Below are 16,380 nucleotides of genomic sequence, written 5' to 3'. Positions count from 1 at the left end.
CGTAGACCAAAATCGTCAGTACATAGTGGATTTTAGGCGCTCGGGCAAGTCAGCATCGTACTTTAGACCATCAATTGCCCCATCACTCACCTCCGCAAGAATCTTCCCTGGACTCGGCAGATCATCCCGGGCGACGTGCCTAGAATGATCCCAAAGGCTCGACCGCAGCACGGCACGGGAGCACTGGAAGAAAACAGCTTCAACCTTGATCACCAACACGGACCGAGGGGGCTTCCCATCAACACAAAACGTCGTAAGCAAGTCTGGGTCGAGGTGGATCGATGCTTTGCCCACAACCCGAAGTGTTTCCCCAATCCCAGGTATCACGAACAGGAGAGCAACGCGCGGGTCATGAAGAATATTGCGCAAGCTATCTATCCGGTTGTTTCCCCGCCGGTCCGGTAGGAGCAAGGTGTTCGCATCGTGAACGCGGACGAATCCGGCCGAGTCGCCTCGCGGCGACAGATCCATTCCCTCTGATCCACTTGTTGCGAGGAGTACAAAGGGCGCAGCCTCGATAAATTTCCGATACTGTGGATGCACGTAGGCGACTTCCTTCTTAACCGATGCAGCAGCGGGCGCACCATAAAGTCTCTCAAGCGTATCGATATCTGAGACGGCATAATTAGGGTCAAGCTGGATCACGTTGGTCTACCTCCTCATTGTAAAAACCCGGAACGCCGACTTAGCAGTGCTTTGGCGCTGCAAACACCGCTCGAACGACCGCTCCTGGCCGATGTCGGCCTTCAAGCAATGCCCCTGCTATTTTGCTAAGATTACCTCCTCAAGGCTTCCGACTCAAGGACTTCCGTGCTTACAGGTATTAATCACCTTACTCTCGCCGTCACTAACTTGGCGAGAAGCCTAGACTTTTACACACGTGTTTTAGGCTTCCGCGCCGTAGCCGCCTGGGATGGCGGCGCATACCTCTCCCTCGGCGAACTATGGCTATGTCTATCGTTGGTTAAGCTCGCGACTAGCCCAATGCAGGGCAAACCCCTACGCGGGCATGCAGTTTTTCGACTGACCGTTCCGGCCACTCCGCCGCGCGCCTCAAACGTGCAGCGCATCCCGCAGCAGCCCCGGCGTCTGCCCGGTCCAGCGCTTGAACGAGCGGCGGAAGTTGGTGGCGTCGTGGAAGCCGAGGTAGGCGGCGACGGTGTCGTTGTCGGCGCGGCGGGTCTGGAACAGGTAGATGGCGACGTGGGTGCGCACCTGGTCCAGCTCGGCCTGGAAGTGGCTGCCGTGGCGCAGCAGGTGGCGCTTCAGCGTGGCCGGGCTGACGTCGAAGGCCGCCGCCGTCAGCTCCAAGGTCGGCGCGCCGCGCACCCGCTCGAGCAGGAAGTCGTACAGCGCGTCGAGCAGGCCGGGATGCAGCGGCGCGCGCGCCGCCTCCAGCTCGACGGCGCGCAGCGCCACCGAGGCGGCCATCGCGCTGCCGCGCGGCCAGGGCCGGTCCAGCCAGGCGGCGTCGATCAGCATGGCGTCCAGGTGGCAGTCGAAGCGCAGCTCCTGGCCCAGGTGCACCTGGTGCTGCTCGGTGTGGCGCGGACTGGCGCGGTTGAAGCAGAAGCGCCACGGCAGCCGCTCGCCGCTGAGCCAGCGGCACATCGCCACCAGCGCCGTCATGTGCATCTCCACCAGCGCCGGGCGCAGCGCCGGCAGGCCGAAGCTGTCCATCCAGTAGACCACGGCCAGCGCGCCCTCCTCGCGCCAGCGCGGCCGCAGCAGCGGACATAGGCGGCTGGCGAACTCGCACAGGATCTGCAGCGCCTGGCGCAGCGTCTGCGCGTGCAGCAGGGCGTGGCTGATCTCGCCGTAGTGCCCGGGCAGCATCTGCTGGCCCAGCATGAAGCTGGTGTCGGCGCTATCGAGCTCGCGCAGCACGTTGCGGATTAGCTGGGCGTACTGCAACGGACTGACGGCGCGGCCGGCGGCGGGAATGTCGCTGGCGTCCAGGCCGGTGTCGCGCAGCAGGTGGACGCCGTCGGCGTCGCGGCTGCGCGCGTAGTCGAGCACCAGCGCCGGCTGGTGCTGCGCGGCGATGCAGGCCTCGCCCGCGCCGCGATAGGCGATCATGCCGGCGCGGCGGCGCGCGGCGGATGCCCGCCCGCTGGCGCGTCGCCATGGCCACCGGCACGGTAGGCGTCGGCGCCCGCGCCGGAGCTGGCGGCGGCGCCGCTGTCAACCATGCCGGCGGTGCGCGCGGCCGGCGTCTCGACGGCGCGGCTCAGGGCGCCGAGCAGCGCGTCCGGCTCCGCGTCGGCCATCGAACAGGCGTGGCGCAGGCTGACCGGCACGCGGCCGGCCTTGCCGTGGTGGCGCATCTGGCCGACCATCGCGCACAGGTGGCTGGCCAGCGCCTCGGCGTCGGCCAGCGCGGTGTCCGGCATCAGGATGGCGAAGCGGTCGCCGGCGTAGCGGCACAGCAGATCGTCGCCGCGCAGGTTCAGCAGCAGCATGTGGCCGACCGCCTGCAGCACGCGGTCGCCCTCCTGCTGGCCGAACTCGCGGTTGATCAGGTGGAAGCGGTCGATATCGAGCAGCACCAGCGCGCAGTCGACGCCGGGCCGGCCGGACTGCTCCAGGCGGATCTGGTCGCGCAGGTAGTCGGCGTTGGCCAGCTGGGTGATGCGGTCGAAGGCGCGGTGGTCTCGGAACAGGCGCTCGCGCTTGCGCAGGTGGTCGTTCAGGCGGATCTGCTCCTGGCGCCAGTAATACATGCCGCCGGTGAGCAGCAGCATCCCGCAGGGCACCAGCGCCTCCAGCCAATTGTCCCAGATCTGCTCTTTGCCGATGTGGAAAAACTCGTCGAGGCAGTCGGCCCAGGAGCCCAGCATGATCGCCGCCAGGCCGCCGGCCAGCAGATTGGTCACGCGGCCGCCGGGCCGGCTGCTCAGCGTGAACAGCAGCCAGACCCCGGCCATCAGCGCGGTGCCGCCCTCGCTGACGATGTCCATCCACTTCCAGTGGTAGAAGGGCTTGGCCGTGCCTATATTGGCGTACAGCAGATACCAGACCACCAGGGCCAGGCCGGCGGAGAACAGGGTGAGGCGGTGCAGACGGAGCATGGTGGCGGAGGGCAAGTGGAATGGGTGGTGCCGCAGCTTAGCGGCGCTTGATGACCGCACGATGACAATAGCGCCGCCGCCGTCGCGTCTCGGCAACAGGTGCAAACAGCTCACCGATGCAGACGAAAAATCCCCCCCCTCCCCCGGGGTCAGTGCCGACATTCAGACACGACCTCAACAATAGGCGCCATACGGCCGAAACGCTCTACAGCCCAGTCCGTGTCCGAATGTCGGCACTGACCCCGGCTGCTGACCCCGGCTGCTGCTGACCCCGGCTGTATGACCCTGGGTCGTTGCCGCTGGCGTGCCTTCTGTGTCCAACCGCCTCATGACTTGGCGGCGTGACGGGCGGCGTCGATGCGAGCTAAACCGACGCCATCGGCGGCTTCGCCGGGTCAATCCGGCTCATCTCCGCGCTGCCACCACGCCAAACGGGCCGCCACGGCCGTTTTCGCCGTGCCGGCGCCGCCGCGTGTCACGGGACGGACATATTGGCTGCCTAGAATCCGGCCACTTTCTTCTTTTCCAAGACCTCACCATGACCTCTATGAACCTGCCCTCCTCCACCCGCGGCGAACCACAGCACGGCTGCCGCCTGTCCGTCCTGGCCGTCGCCGCGCTGACCCTGTTGGCCGGCCACGCCGTCGCCAACACGGCCGATGCCGACAGCGGCGCCGCCGCCGACTCCGAGCACCGCTCGCGCGTGGTCGTCACCGGCCAGCGCGTCGCCATGAGCAAGGCGATCGCGGCGCAGGAGAAGGCCGACAACATCATCAGCGTCATCAGCAGCGACGACATCGGCGGCCTGCCGGACAAGAACGCCGCCGAGGCGCTGGCCCGCCTGCCGGGCGTGTCGGTGCAGCGCGACCAGGGCGAGGGCCGCTACATCACCGTGCGCGGCATGGGGCCGGACCTGAACAACGTCACCATCAACGGCGCGCTGGTGCCCTCGCCCGAGGCGGGCCGCCGCGCCGTGGCGCTGGACGTGCTGCCGGCCGGTTTGATCCGCTCGCTGGAGGTGACCAAAACGCTGACGCCGGACCAGGACGCCAGCTCGCTAGGCGCCACCGTCGAGGTCAAGTCGCTGTCCGCCTTCGACCTGCCGGGCCGCCTGCTGTCGGCCAGCGCCGGCGCCAGCTACGACCAGAACACCGGCAAGACCAGCCCCAACGCCTCCCTGCTGGGCGCGCAGCGCTTCATGGATGGCAAGCTGGGCGTGGCCGCCGGCCTGAGTCTGGAAAAGCGCAAGTTCGGCTCGGACAACGTGGAGACCGGCGGTGCCTGGGACGGCGAGCGCCTGGGCGGCTTCGAGCTGCGCGACTACCTGCCGGTCCGCGAGCGCAACGCCTTCGCGCTGAACCTCGACTACCGCCCGGCCGACGGCAGCAGCTTCTACCTGCGCAGCTTCCTCAGCCGCTTCAGCGACGACGAGGTGCGCGACCGTCTGACCATCAGCAACATCGCCGGCGGCGCCGTGGCCGAGGGCGCCAGCGCCAGCGCGCGCGCCGAGCGCCGCATCCGCCAGCGCAAATACACCCAGACCATCCGCTCCTTCGTGCTGGGCACCGAGCAGCAGTTCGGCGACTGGAAGCTGGCCTTGTCCGGCTCCGCCAACAAGGCCGACGAGGACACCCCGGAGGCGCTGAACGACGGCCGCTTCCGTGGCACCTCCAACTTCGCCGGCGTCGGCTTCACCGACGGCGTCCAGCCCCACCTGGTGGCGCCGAACAGCATCTACGACCCGGCCAACTACAGCCTGAACGCCATCAGCCTGCAGCAGCGCTACTCGGCCGACAAGGCCAACCAGGCGCGCGTCGACCTGAGCCACGAGTTCGACCTGGGCCAGGCCCGCTCGACCTTGAAGTTCGGCCTCAAGGCCAGCCGCCGCGAGAAGACCAACGACACCAACCAGTGGCAGTACAACAGCGCCAAGAGCTCCAGCCCCAATTACTGGGGCGCCGGCGGCGTGTCGATGGCCGGCTTCGTCCAGGGCCGGGAGTTGGACTACCCGCTCGGCCGCATTGGCAGCGCCATCGACCCGGCGCTGATACGCGCCCGCGTCGCCGGCCTGGACCGCAATGCCGCCCGCCTGGCGCTCGAATCGACCATCAACGACTACAAGATGAACGAGAACATCGACGCCGCCTACCTGCAGGATAGCCTGACCCTCGACGCCTGGCACCTGCTGGCCGGCGTGCGCGCCGAGCGCACCCGCTTCGAGGCCTCCGGTTCGCAGGTCAGCGGCGCGGTCGTCACGCCGCTGCAGCGCGAGCGCTCCTACACCAACTGGCTGCCCTCGGTCCAGCTGCGCTACGACGTCGACCACAAGACCAGCGTGCGCGCCGCCTGGACCCACGCCGTGGTGCGCGCCAACTTCAGCCAGCTGGCGCCCGGCGTCAGCTTGGCCAGCGCCACGGAGGCGAGCATCGGCAACCCGGACCTGGCGCCGCTCAAGTCGACCAATCTGGACCTGGGCATCGAGCGCATGCTCGGCGCCGACGGTGGCGCCGTTTCGGCCTACCTCTTCCACAAGGACATCAAGAACTTCACCTACACCACCAACCTGGCCGGCAGCGGCAAGTGGGCCGGCTACACCACCGCCACCTCCTTCGCCAACGGCGACACGGCCAGCGTGCGCGGCCTGGAGCTGTCCTACAGCCAGCCGCTGCGCATGCTGCCGGCGCCTTGGAACCGTCTGATCGTCGGCGCCAACGGCACCTGGTCCGACTCCAGCGCCCACATCGCCCGCTACGACCTGGCGGCGAAGAAGACGCTGGGCCGCAGCATCGACATGCCCGGCCAGTCCGACCGCATGCTCAACCTGATGCTGGGCTACGAGAGCGGCGCCGTCAGCACCCGGCTGGCGCTCAACTACAAGTCGCCCTACCTGCTGGAGCTGGGCGCCGACATCCTCAACCCGGCGCAGGACCGCATCGTCGACACGCAGAAGCAGCTCGACTTCTCCTTCGCCTACCAGATCAACAAGCAGCTGCAACTGGTGTTCGACGCGGCCAACATCAACAACGAGAAGTACTACGTCTACCAGGGCAGCAAGGGCCACAACGCCCAGTTCGAGCAGTACGGCCGCACCTACAAGATCAGCCTGAAGGCCAATCTGTTCTAACCACCACAACAACCAAGAAGACTGAAATGAGCAACCATACTATTAAGAGCGCCGTCGGCGCCGCCCTGCTGACCGTGCTGACCACGCCGGCCTTCGCCGCCAGCAGCGCCATCCAACACACGCCGGGCGCCACCGCCCGCGCGCAGGAGCTGGCCGCGCTGCCCGACGGCGGCTGGCTGACCCTGGACAAGCATGGCCTGCACCTGCTCGACGCCGCCGGCAAGGAGCGCGCCGCGCTGCCGATGCGCGCCAAGCAGCTCGACATCCGCAGCCACGCCGACGGCGCCCTGGCCATGGTCCTGGACGCCAACACCAACCGCGCCCAGATCATCATCGCCGACACCAAGGCCGGCCAGCTGCGCCCACAAGCGCAGCTGCCGGCGCCGAGCCACGGCATCGAGTCCGCCTGCCTGTTCCGCGACGCGCAGCAGCTCGACCACCTGTTCCTGATCGCCAAAGACGGCCAGGCGGAACAATGGGTGCTGCACGGTGAGCAGCGCCAATTGGTGCGCAAGCTGGCGCTGCCACCGCACGTCAAGCACTGCCGCGTCGACGACGCCAGCCAAACGCTGCTGGTCAGCGAAAGCGGCGTCGGCCTGTGGGCCTACGACGCCGACGCCGAAGGCGTGGGCAGCCGCGAGCCGGTGGCCCTGCGCGCGCCCTACGGCAAGCTGGAGGACGGCGCCGGCGCGTTGGCCGTGCTGCCGGGCGGCGGCGTCGCCCTGCTCGACGCCAAAGGCAAAACGCTGCACCTGCTGCGCCAGCGCGACGGCGTGTGGCAAGCCGTCGGCCGGCAAAGCGCGGGCGGCGCCAAGCAGCTGGCCGTGCACCTCGGCGCCGGTGCCGCCACCGGCGCCGATGCGGCTTCCGCCGCAGGTGGCCGTACTGGAACCGCAGCAGCAGCAGCAGCAGCAGCAGCCGGCACCGGTTCCGTCGCCACGCCGGCGCGCGCGCAGCCGCTGACGCAGTTGCTGCTGCCCGACGAAGGCGCCAAGTCCTGGCAGATCCGCCCGCTGGCCTGGCAGGCCCCCAAAGCCACAGCCACGCAGGCGGCACCGCTGCCCATCATCGAGCCGCGCGCCCAGACAGAGCCGATGGCCCGCCCCGGCGACGCCGCCGACGATCCAGCCATCTGGCTGCATCCGACCGACCGTTCCGCCTCGCGCGTCCTTGGCACCAACAAGAAGCAAGGCCTGCTGGTCTACGACCTGCAAGGCAAGCAGCTGCAACTGCTGGAGGTGGGCCGTCTGAACAACGTCGACCTGCGCCAGAACGTGCAGATCGACCAGCAGCGCTACGACCTGGCCGTGGCCACCCAGCGCGACGACAACACCCTGGTGCTGTTCAACATCGACGCCAACGGCGACGTCAACGAGGCGGCGCGCTTCCCCACCGGGCTGGATAAAATCTACGGCATCTGCTCCTACCAGCCGGCGGCCGGCGGCCTCGAGGTCTTCATCAATGACAAGGACGGCACCTTCCTGCAGTACCGCATCGGCCGCCAGGACGGCCGCTTCGCCAGCACGCTGCTGCGCAAGTTCAAGGTGGCCAGCCAGCCCGAGGGCTGCGTCGCCGACGACCGCAACGCCCGCCTGTATCTGGGCGAGGAGAAGCGCGGCGTGTGGGTCACCTCGGCCGACGCCGCCAAGCCGGACGCGCTGGCCATGGCACTGCCGGTCGGCCCGCACCTGACCGCCGACGTCGAAGGCATGGCCCTGTACCACGGCGCCAAGGCCGACTACCTGGTGGTGTCCAGCCAAGGCAGCAACAGCTACGTGGTGCTCGACGCGCGGCCGCCATACAAGGTGCGCGGCGGCTTCCGCATCGGCTTCAACCTGGCCGCCGGCATCGACGGCACCTCGGAGACGGACGGCCTGGACGTCACCTCGGCCAACCTGGGCGGCGCCTACGCCAAGGGCATGCTGGTGGTGCAGGACGGCTACAAGCGCCTGCCGGACGGCGCGCAGAACTTCAAGTATGTGGCCTGGGAGGACGTCGCCCGCGCCCTCAAGCTGGACTAACGCGTCGGCACGCCACGCCGAAGCCAGGGTCAGACCCTCAGGGTCTGACCCTACGTCCGCGCCACTGGATTTTTTGCCGGAGCTGCCGGCCCGCGCCGGCGTTGGCGGCCGCCCCAACGCCGGCCACATCACCATCCGTGATATCCTATCGGCCCGCGCGCGCGGGACCACTGGCAAATTCACGGAGACGCACTTGTCCACTCTCGATACATTCTTCAAGCTCAAAGAGCACGGCAGCAACGTCCGCACCGAGCTCATCGCAGGCCTCACCACCTTCCTGACGATGGCCTACATCATCTTCGTGAACCCGACCATCCTGGCCGACGCCGGCATGCCGAAGGACGCCGTCTTCGTCGCCACCTGCCTGGCCGCCGCCGTCGGCACCCTCATCATGGGCCTGTACGCCAACTACCCGATCGGCATGGCGCCCGGCATGGGCCTGAACGCCTACTTCGCCTACGCCGTCGTGCTGGGCATGGGCGTGCCCTGGCAGACCGCGCTGGGCGCCGTGTTCATCTCCGGCTGCCTGTTCATTCTGGTCAGCCTGTTCAAGGTGCGCGAGCAAATCGTCAACGGCATCCCGCACTCGCTGCGCAGCGCCATCACCGTCGGCCTCGGCCTGTTCCTCGCGCTGATCGCCTTGAAGAGCTCCGGCATCGTGGTCGCCAACCCGGCCACCCTGGTCTCGGTGGGCGACCTGCACAAGCCCGCCGCCGTCATGGCCATCACCGGCTTCCTGTTGATCGTCGCGCTGGACCGCCTGCGCGTGCCTGGCGCCATTTTGATCGGCATCATCGCCGTCACCGTGCTCAGCTTCTTCATCGGCGGCAACACCTTCCAGGGCTTCGTCTCGCTGCCGCCGTCGATCGACGCCACGCTGTTCGCCTTCGACCCCAAGGCCGCCTTCTCGGTCGGCATCCTCAACGTGGTGCTGGTGTTCTTCCTGGTCGAGCTGTTCGACGCCACCGGCACCCTGATGGGCGTGGCCGCCCGTGGCGGCCTGCTGGTCGACGGCAAAATGGTCCGCCTGAACAAGGCGTTGATGGCCGACAGCTGCGCCATCGTCGCCGGCTCCATGCTCGGCACCTCCAGCACCACCGCCTACATCGAGAGCGCGGCCGGCGTGCAGGCCGGTGGCCGCACCGGCCTGACCGCCGTGGTGGTGGCCCTGCTGTTCCTGGCCAGCCTGTTCATCGCGCCGATCGCCGGCGTGGTGCCGGCCTACGCCACCGCGCCGGCGCTGCTGTTCGTCGCCTGCCTGATGCTGCGCGACCTGACCGAGGTGGACTGGAGCGACACCACCGAGAGCGTGCCGGCGGCCATCACCGCGCTGGCCATCCCCTTCACCTACTCGATCGCCCACGGCATCGCCTTCGGCTTCATGACCTACGCCGGCCTCAAGCTGCTGACCGGCCGCGCGCGCCAGGTCAGGCCGGTGGTCTGGGTGATCGCCGCGATCTTCCTGTTCAAGTACGCCTACCTGAAGGGCTAATACGCTCGCCGCCGCCCACGACACCTGTTAGTGGGCGCCGGCTTGCCACGGCGCGCCACCTCAGGCCGCGCTGCGCCGCACATCCTGCCCCGCCGCCGGCACCCGCCGCAACATCGTTGCGCGGGCCAGCACCGGCATCTCGCGAACGCCCAGGATGCCGACCACATTGTGCAGCCGCATGCGGCACAGCACCAGCGGCTCCTCCTCCGCCGCCGCCAGACGCAGCTGCACCTCCATGCCCTGCTCGCCCGCGCTGGTGCGCAGGCTGCACAAATCGATCCCCAGGCGGCGAACAATCGCCAGCGCGCCCTCCAGCGTGGCGATGGCGGCGTCGTTCTCCACGCAGAAGCGGAAAACCTTTTTATGGGGGGAAGTGGAAGTATTCATGCCTCCACTATAGCCAGCCAGCCGCAAAATAGGCTTCCATACTTTATGCGAAATGGCGTCAAATGAAGAAGAAAACACCATACAATAGCCATTCAATGGAATATTCTACTTAGCCGACAAAGACCCATGGACCATCAAGCCCAACTCGACGAAATCGACCGCCGCATCCTGCGCGAACTGCGCCTCGACGGCCGCCTGAGCAACACCAAGCTGGCCGAAAAGGTCGGCCTGTCCACCACGCCCTGCTGGAACCGCGTGCGCGCGCTGGAGGAGCACGGCGTGATCGAGGGCTACACCGCCCTGCTCAGCCAGAAGGCGCTGGGCTTCCCGGACACCGTCATCATCGAGGTAACGCTGGACCGCCACGACGACGAGATCTTCGAAAAATTCGGCCAGGCGCTGGCCGACCTGCCGGAGGTGATGGAGGCCTACCTGTTGACCGGCGAATACGACTACCTGATCAAGGTGGCGGTGGCCGGCACCGCCGGCTACGAGGAATTCCTGCGCCGCAAACTGTACCGCCTGCCCGGCCTGCGCCACAGCCGCTCGACCTTCGTCCTGCGCTGCTTGAAGCGCTCGCATTCGGTCGAACCTTGATTCTGCCAGACGGGCATATATTCTCGATTAACTTTCCCGAAAATAATTTTTACATTAACTAAACATTTCACTATTCAGGTTTCGCAAAAATCAATATTATAGTATTGGAATAAAACATGGCGAATTGGAATATTCACCAAAAAAAGACATAAGTTTCCTCCCAGCTTGATTTTTTCATTTGTGAATAGTAAATTCGTTTTCAGCGAATTTATTTATTTCCAATAAAAAAGGACGGGGCCATGCGCTTGAAACAACTACCACTGGCGATGTTTGCGCTATTCGGCACCTTGGCTTCCACCGCCCAGGCGGTCGATACCAGCTTCAGCGGCTTCGCCCAAGTCACCGCCGGCCGCGTGCTGAGTGGCGACCCTACCACCGGCCAAGGCGGCACCGCCCCGTACACCCTGAGCACCAAGCCGGGCGTCAGCTATGAGTGCCCCTGCTTCGTGAGCAATTACGAATACGCCGGCGTCTACCAATATCACAAGACCGATCTGGCGCCGGAATCGCTAGCCGGAGTCCAGGGCAATTTCAAATTCACACCGCAAATTTCCGCCACCGTTCAATTGGTCGCGCGCGGCGCCGATAGCTCCCTGAACGCCGATTGGGCCTACGGCAGTTATAAAATAGACGACACTTGGACCGTGCAATTCGGCCGCAAGCGTCTGCCGCTGTATTACTACTCCGATTATATGTACGTCGGCTACGCCTATCCGTGGGTTCGACCGTCGCAGGATTTATATGCCTGGCAAATCTATTCCTACGACGGCGCCAACGTGCTGTATTCCGGCTCGGTGGGCGATTGGAACGTGAACGGCAATCTCTGGCTCGGCCAGCGCAAGACCAAGGACAACACCCTGCTCGGCAATATCTACTATTCGAGCACAATCGACGAGAGCTGGAAGAAAATGTATGGCGGTTATCTGGACGTCAGCAACGACATCGTCACCGCGCGCGGCGTCTACATGCACACCGTGGTCGAGCGTTTTGCCGTGGTCAACGGCGTGCGTTCGCCGGTGATGACCGGCGCCAACGGCGACTTCGTCAACGACGTCGGCCAATCCTTCTACGGCCTCTCGCTCAACGTCGACTACAAGGACTGGATACTGCGTAGCGAGCTCAACTACATCGACCGCCCCACCGTCAAGAACACCTACACCGCCCAGTCCTATTCGGGCGGCCGAAAATGGGGCGCCCACACGGTCATGCTGTCCTGGTCGCAATTCCGCGAGCGGGCCGCCTACTGGCCGACCGGCACCGAAAAACACAGCACCAAGTCGCTCAGCTACCGCTGGGACTTCACCTCCTCGCAGGCCTTCAAACTGCAGTACGACCGCATCAAGGACGAGTCGAAGTGGCTGTTCACCGGTAACTCCGACCTGCTGACGGCGTCCTGGCAAACCGTGTTCTGAACGCCGACCAGCGAGTTCGACGGCCATTTTGATGAACAGGGCCGCAGCGCAGGCTGCCGGTCTTGATTTCTAGCGAGAAAATATATGAACAAGCCTTTCCGGACCGCCCTGGTCGGTCTCAGCCTCATGTGCGCCGCCGCCCAGGCGCTGGCGATTGAAATCGTGGTCGTCGTCAACCCGAAGAACCCGGCCACCCGCATGTTCTCCGAGCAGGCGTCCCAGTTCTTCCTCGGCAAGTCGACCATGTTCGTGCCGCTCGACCAGGCGGAAAAATCGCCGATCCGCGCCGAGTTCTACCAGAAGATCTCCGGCAAGGACATCTCCCAGGTCAAGGCGGCCTGGGCCAAGATCGTCTTCACCGGCAAGGGCGTCGCGCCGATCGAGATGCACTCCACGGCCGAGGTCAAGAAAGCCATCGTGGCCGACCTCAACGCCATCGGCTACATCGAAAAGTCGGCGGTGGACGACAGCGTCAAGGTCATCCTGACCCTGCCTTGACGAACGGCGTGTCGCCGAAGCGGCGGGTGCCGCACACCATGCGGGCGAAGGTCGACTCGGTCAGCTCGGGGCAATCGTTGGGGCGCTGGCGCGTATCGACCAGCCAAAGCTCGCCATTGCTCGGCACAAGCTGGAAGCGGTCGGCGACGGCCACGCCCTCAACCTCCACCTCGACCACCAGCTGGCCGTAACGGTTCAACTGCGCGAAGGCGTCGATCATGGTGGCCGAGGCGTGGCCGAGCAGGCCGACGATGGACACTTCGGACAGGTCGATCTCCTCGGCGTAGTGCAGCGCCAGCGCGGGATCGCCGCACAGTTCCTTGCCTGCCCGCATCAGCGCGACATAGCTGGCGAAGGGCACACGGTTGTCCTGGTCTTCCAGGACGCTCAACTCGATCGCCGCGCGCTGCGCCAACACTTCCCGGCTGGCGCCCTTGGCCACCGCCAGGTCCAACAATCCACGCGCAACGCCGGCCGCGACCGTCAGCTCAGCCATCGCTTCGGGGCAGGCTGCAACCTGGGATCATGTCATTGAAGCTTAAAGTCATGTTCTTACTCGTGCTTTCAGGATAGTCTTTGCGGGTTACCAAGCTTGTAACAGTACTATATTTTATGAACATCACAGAAAGAAAGACCCATGACGCAAAATTCTTCGGTTCGAGAGACACAGATGTTTTACGCCCGCCTGGCCGGCTTTGTCTATTTGCTGCTGATTGTCATGTACATGAGCGGTGAATTCATCATTGCCGGCATCGTCGGCGATGGCGACTTTGCCGCCGCCGCGCGCAATGCCGGCGCCTCCGAGCATCTATACCGGCTCGCGCTGGCGCTGCAGGTGTTGACGCCGCTGTGCACCATCGCGCTGGCCTACGGCCTGTATGTCGCCGTGAAGCCGGTCAACGAGCGCCTGGCGCAAATGGCCCTGCTGTTTCGCCTCGGCGAAACCTTCATCGGCGCGGTCGCCCTCGTCTTCAGCTTCGAACAATTGCGGATTTATACCGCCTTCAACAGTGCCGGCGGCGCCGTGGAGCAGTGGCAGGCGCTGATGACGCTGGCGCGCCACAGCCATTTTGTCCTCTTCAATACCTCGACCTTGTTCTTCAGTTGCGGCTCCATCCTGTTCTTCAGCCTGTTCCTGAAATCGGCCTATTTGCCAAAGGTTCAGGCCGTCTTCGGCATTGTCGCCTCGGTTCTGGTGGTGCTGGTCAGCCTGACCAACTTCGTCCTGCCGGAACACGCGGCCCTGACCCAGTTCGGCTTCGCCCCGATGTTTGTCAGCGAGATCGTCACCGGGCTGTGGTTGTTGTTCCGTGGAGTCAGGTTCGATCGAGTGGCGTCCAACACCCCGGCGACGGCAACGCGCGCGCCGGGGGCGAAACCCGCTTAGAAGTGGTACTCGGCGCGCAGCATCGGCGTCTTGGCGACATTGCCCCGGCCGCCGGTGGTGGCCGAGGTGTTGCCGAACTTGTTGCGCCAGTACTGGTACTCGACGCCGACGCGGAAGGTGTTCTTGGCGCTGCCTGCCAGCGCGCCCACGTCGAGCATCAGCTGCATGTCGATATTGGTTTCGGCGCCGGTGTCGCGGCCTACCTCGTCCTTGCCCTTGGCGGCGATGAAGTTGGCGTAGCCTTCAAAAGCCACCAGCGAACTAACTGGAATGGACCAATCGGCCGCCAGCATCGCGTGCGTCTTGTAGGTATAGCGGCCGGTCACGCCGGAAATCGGCGCGAAGGCGCCGCTCGGCGCGTTGCTCTCGTTGAGCAGCAGCAGGCTGGTGTTCAAATGGCCCGGCACGTCCCACATCAAGGTCGGCCCCAGCACCAGCATGCGCTTGCGCGAGTTATAGCCGACGTCGTTCTTGGTGTTGACGTCGAAGCCGGCCGTGATGCCGACGCCGCTAACCGGGCCGAACTTGATGGCCTTGCCGCTAATCTTGCCCAGGTCGAAGGTGTTGCGGTAGAGGATGTAGGCCTCCTGCGCACCGCCGCCCTGGTTCAAGGAGGCGGGATCGTTCTTGTCCGAGATGAGGAAGTCGGCGTTGAAGAAGTTGCTGCCGTACTTGTAGCCGCTGACGTGGGTCAGCGCGAAGATGTGCTTGGAAATGTCCTGCGGATTGAACGGCTCGCGGTAGTCGTTGCCGGTGCGATAGCTGATCGAGGTGTCGCTCCAGTCGGCGGCCTGGGCCGCGCCGGCCAGGCCAAGGCAGGCGATGCACAACAGTTGTGGAAGGTGTCTCTTTGTAGTGTTAAACATTTTTTATGTAGTCCAATTGAATTGACGATGCGGCCGGCAGCGCAGCGGTGGCGCCGCCGGGCGCGAATGGGTGCCGCCCGCTCAGCCCGCGCCGAGATAGACGAACTTGAACGTGAACACGCATGCGATCGCCCAAATGACAGGACGCACTTCGCGCACCCGGCCGGTCAACAGCTTCAACACCGCGTAGGAGATGAAGCCGAAAGCCACGCCCAGGGCGATCGAATAGGTGAACGGCATGGTCAGCGCGGCAATGGCGGCCGGCACGCTTTCCGTGGTGTCGGACCAGTCGATGTCGACCAGTTCGCGCAGCATCAGGCAGGCCACGTACAGCAGCGCCGGCGCCGTCGCGTAGGACGGCACCACGCCGGCCAACGGCGAAATGAACAGGCAGGCCAGGAACAGCACGGCCACGGCGACAGCGGTCAGGCCGGTGCGGCCGCCCGCTTGCACGCCGGCGGCGCTTTCAATGTAGGCGGTGGTGCTGGAGGTGCCCAGCAGCGAGCCGGCGGCAATGGCGCAGCTGTCGGCCATCAAGGCCTTGTTGAGGCGTTCCATCTTGCCGTTGACCAGCAGGCCGGCGCGGTTGGCCACCCCCATCAGGGTGCCGGTCGCGTCAAACAATTCCACCAGGAAGAACACCAGCACCACATTGAGCAGGCCGACCGACAGCGCGCCCATGATGTCGAGCTTGAACAAGGTCGGCGCCAGCGACGGCGGCGCGGCCACCAGACCGTCGAAGTGGTTGCCGCCGACGAAGAAGCTGAGCACCGTCACGGCCAGGATGCCGATCAGAATCGCGCCCTTCACCGCCAGACGGTCCAGCGCGACGATGATGAAAAAGCCGATGATGGCCAGCAGCGGCGGCGCCTTGTGCAGGTCGCCCACCGACACCAGCGTGGCCGGGTTGGCGACGACGATGCCGGCGCTCTTCAGCGAAATCAGGCCGAGGAACAAGCCGATGCCGACGGTGATCGCGGTGCGTATCGAATGCGGAATGCCGTTGACGATAATCTCGCGCAACTTGAACACACTGACGAACAGGAACAGGCAGCCGGAAATGAAGACCGCGCCCAGCGCCATTTCCCACGGCATGCCCATGCCCTTCACCACCACGTAGGCGAAATAGGCGTTCAGCCCCATGCCCGGCGCCAGCGCGATGGGATAGTTGGCGTACAGGCCCATGATGAGGCAGCCCAGCGCCGCCGCCACGCAGGTGGCAACGAACACGGCGCCCTTGGGCATGCCGGCGTCGCCGAGGATGGAGGGGTTGACGAAGATGATGTAGGCCATCGTCAGGAAGGTGGTGAGGCCGGCGACCAGCTCGGTGCGCACATCCGTCCCATTCTCTTTCAGCTTGAAAAACTTTTCTAGTAACAACATTTTGCGTCTCCTTGTTCTCTTTTTATATAGTTCTATGTGTCATGCGCCGATTAAACAGGGGAACAACCGGCGGATGATCTGGGTGTGACCCGGGTGTGACCATAGCCCAGCCCCTTCTTCGCCATGTCCGGCAAAGCGGATA

Annotated in this window: 14 protein-coding genes and 1 pseudogene; 8 read left to right on the top strand and 7 right to left on the bottom strand. The window is 65.2% G+C overall.

What is annotated here, in order from left to right; genetic code table 11:
* Window positions 1-15: 15 nt before the first annotated feature.
* Window positions 16-642 carry a pyridoxamine 5'-phosphate oxidase family protein gene (locus BM252_RS17265; protein ID WP_093388995.1) on the bottom strand — a complete coding sequence of 209 codons (627 nt, stop codon included), beginning with the start codon at window positions 640-642 and terminating at the stop codon, window positions 16-18.
* A gap of 168 nt (window positions 643-810) precedes the next feature.
* Here BM252_RS17265 and BM252_RS17260 point away from each other — a divergent pair.
* Window positions 811-1,017: pseudogene (locus BM252_RS17260) on the top strand (VOC family protein); the annotation flags it as partial.
* 36 nt (window positions 1,018-1,053) lie between these two features.
* On the opposite strand, the gene BM252_RS17255 reads toward BM252_RS17260, so the two are convergent.
* A complete protein-coding gene (locus tag BM252_RS17255) occupies window positions 1,054-2,079 on the bottom strand; it encodes an AraC family transcriptional regulator (RefSeq protein ID WP_093388905.1) in 1,026 nt (341 codons plus the stop codon).
* On the bottom strand, window positions 2,076-3,071 hold the full coding sequence (locus BM252_RS17250) for a GGDEF domain-containing protein (RefSeq protein ID WP_093388994.1): 996 nt from the start codon (window positions 3,069-3,071) through the stop codon (window positions 2,076-2,078). Before BM252_RS17250 ends, BM252_RS17255 begins: the two co-directional genes overlap by 4 nt.
* Window positions 3,072-3,609: 538 nt before the next feature.
* Here BM252_RS17250 and BM252_RS17245 point away from each other — a divergent pair.
* From BM252_RS17245 to BM252_RS17235, 3 genes are all read left to right on the top strand, one after another.
* Window positions 3,610-6,195 carry a TonB-dependent receptor gene (locus BM252_RS17245; RefSeq protein ID WP_245774311.1) on the top strand — a complete coding sequence of 862 codons (2,586 nt, stop codon included), beginning with the start codon at window positions 3,610-3,612 and terminating at the stop codon, window positions 6,193-6,195.
* Window positions 6,196-6,221: 26 nt separating this feature from the next.
* Window positions 6,222-8,216 (top strand): phytase, encoded by a 1,995-nt coding sequence (locus tag BM252_RS17240; protein WP_093388903.1) that lies wholly within the window; start codon window positions 6,222-6,224, stop codon window positions 8,214-8,216.
* Window positions 8,217-8,409: 193 nt separating this feature from the next.
* On the top strand, window positions 8,410-9,708 hold the full coding sequence (locus tag BM252_RS17235) for an NCS2 family permease (protein ID WP_093388993.1): 1,299 nt from the start codon (window positions 8,410-8,412) through the stop codon (window positions 9,706-9,708).
* Window positions 9,709-9,768: 60 nt separating this feature from the next.
* On the opposite strand, the gene BM252_RS17230 is transcribed toward BM252_RS17235, so the two are convergent.
* Entirely contained in the window at window positions 9,769-10,095 is a 327-nt protein-coding gene (locus tag BM252_RS17230) for a hypothetical protein (protein WP_174900567.1), read from the bottom strand.
* Between the two features lie 126 nt (window positions 10,096-10,221).
* Here BM252_RS17230 and BM252_RS17225 point away from each other — a divergent pair, with 126 nt between their 5' ends.
* The 3 genes from BM252_RS17225 (at window position 10,222) to BM252_RS17215 (ending at window position 12,602) form a co-directional block, all read left to right on the top strand.
* A complete protein-coding gene (locus BM252_RS17225) occupies window positions 10,222-10,692 on the top strand; it encodes an Lrp/AsnC family transcriptional regulator (RefSeq protein WP_093388902.1) in 471 nt (156 codons plus the stop codon).
* A gap of 239 nt (window positions 10,693-10,931) precedes the next feature.
* On the top strand, window positions 10,932-12,104 hold the full coding sequence (locus tag BM252_RS17220) for a hypothetical protein (protein WP_245774310.1): 1,173 nt from the start codon (window positions 10,932-10,934) through the stop codon (window positions 12,102-12,104).
* Between the two features lie 126 nt (window positions 12,105-12,230).
* A complete protein-coding gene (locus BM252_RS17215) occupies window positions 12,231-12,602 on the top strand; it encodes a type 2 periplasmic-binding domain-containing protein (protein ID WP_093388992.1) in 372 nt (123 codons plus the stop codon).
* Here the strand turns inward: BM252_RS17215 and BM252_RS17210 are convergent.
* On the bottom strand, window positions 12,583-13,098 hold the full coding sequence (locus BM252_RS17210) for an AraC family transcriptional regulator ligand-binding domain-containing protein (RefSeq protein WP_093388900.1): 516 nt from the start codon (window positions 13,096-13,098) through the stop codon (window positions 12,583-12,585). The two genes, BM252_RS17215 and BM252_RS17210, sit on opposite strands and share 20 nt — an antisense overlap.
* 141 nt (window positions 13,099-13,239) lie before the next feature.
* Here BM252_RS17210 and BM252_RS17205 point away from each other — a divergent pair, with 141 nt between their 5' ends.
* Complete coding sequence (locus tag BM252_RS17205) at window positions 13,240-13,989, top strand: DUF4386 domain-containing protein (protein WP_093388899.1); 750 nt, start codon at window positions 13,240-13,242, stop codon at window positions 13,987-13,989.
* Here the strand turns inward: BM252_RS17205 and BM252_RS17200 are convergent.
* Together BM252_RS17200 and BM252_RS17195 are read right to left on the bottom strand one after the other, a co-directional pair.
* Window positions 13,986-14,855 carry an outer envelope protein gene (locus BM252_RS17200; RefSeq protein ID WP_093388898.1) on the bottom strand — a complete coding sequence of 290 codons (870 nt, stop codon included), beginning with the start codon at window positions 14,853-14,855 and terminating at the stop codon, window positions 13,986-13,988. The genes BM252_RS17205 and BM252_RS17200 overlap by 4 nt on opposite strands.
* An 81-nt stretch (window positions 14,856-14,936) precedes the next feature.
* Window positions 14,937-16,238: an NCS2 family permease gene (locus tag BM252_RS17195; RefSeq protein WP_093388897.1), complete on the bottom strand. Its 1,302-nt coding sequence runs from the start codon at window positions 16,236-16,238 to the stop codon at window positions 14,937-14,939.
* Between the last annotated feature and the right edge of the window lie 142 nt (window positions 16,239-16,380).

It is taken from the genome of Rugamonas rubra (assembly GCF_900114705.1).
Taxonomy (GTDB): Bacteria; Pseudomonadota; Gammaproteobacteria; order Burkholderiales; family Burkholderiaceae_D; genus Rugamonas; species Rugamonas rubra.
Note: the sequence above shows the minus strand (reverse complement) of the source record. Positions and strands in the feature narration are given on the sequence as shown.

Excerpts from the sequence above, each read along its gene's own strand:
- BM252_RS17255 (WP_093388905.1), bottom strand. The coding sequence starts at position 2,079 with ATGATCGCCTATCGCGGCGCGGGCGAGGCCTGCATCGCCGCGCAGCAC.
- BM252_RS17250 (WP_093388994.1), bottom strand. The coding sequence starts at position 3,071 with ATGCTCCGTCTGCACCGCCTCACCCTGTTCTCCGCCGGCCTGGCCCTG.
- BM252_RS17245 (WP_245774311.1), top strand. The coding sequence starts at position 3,610 with ATGACCTCTATGAACCTGCCCTCCTCCACCCGCGGCGAACCACAGCAC.
- BM252_RS17240 (WP_093388903.1), top strand. The coding sequence starts at position 6,222 with ATGAGCAACCATACTATTAAGAGCGCCGTCGGCGCCGCCCTGCTGACC.
- BM252_RS17230 (WP_174900567.1), bottom strand. The coding sequence starts at position 10,095 with ATGAATACTTCCACTTCCCCCCATAAAAAGGTTTTCCGCTTCTGCGTG.
- BM252_RS17225 (WP_093388902.1), top strand. The coding sequence starts at position 10,222 with ATGGACCATCAAGCCCAACTCGACGAAATCGACCGCCGCATCCTGCGC.
- BM252_RS17220 (WP_245774310.1), top strand. The coding sequence starts at position 10,932 with ATGCGCTTGAAACAACTACCACTGGCGATGTTTGCGCTATTCGGCACC.
- BM252_RS17215 (WP_093388992.1), top strand. The coding sequence starts at position 12,231 with ATGTGCGCCGCCGCCCAGGCGCTGGCGATTGAAATCGTGGTCGTCGTC.
- BM252_RS17210 (WP_093388900.1), bottom strand. The coding sequence starts at position 13,098 with ATGGCTGAGCTGACGGTCGCGGCCGGCGTTGCGCGTGGATTGTTGGAC.
- BM252_RS17205 (WP_093388899.1), top strand. The coding sequence starts at position 13,240 with ATGACGCAAAATTCTTCGGTTCGAGAGACACAGATGTTTTACGCCCGC.
- BM252_RS17200 (WP_093388898.1), bottom strand. The coding sequence starts at position 14,855 with ATGTTTAACACTACAAAGAGACACCTTCCACAACTGTTGTGCATCGCC.
- BM252_RS17195 (WP_093388897.1), bottom strand. The coding sequence starts at position 16,238 with ATGTTGTTACTAGAAAAGTTTTTCAAGCTGAAAGAGAATGGGACGGAT.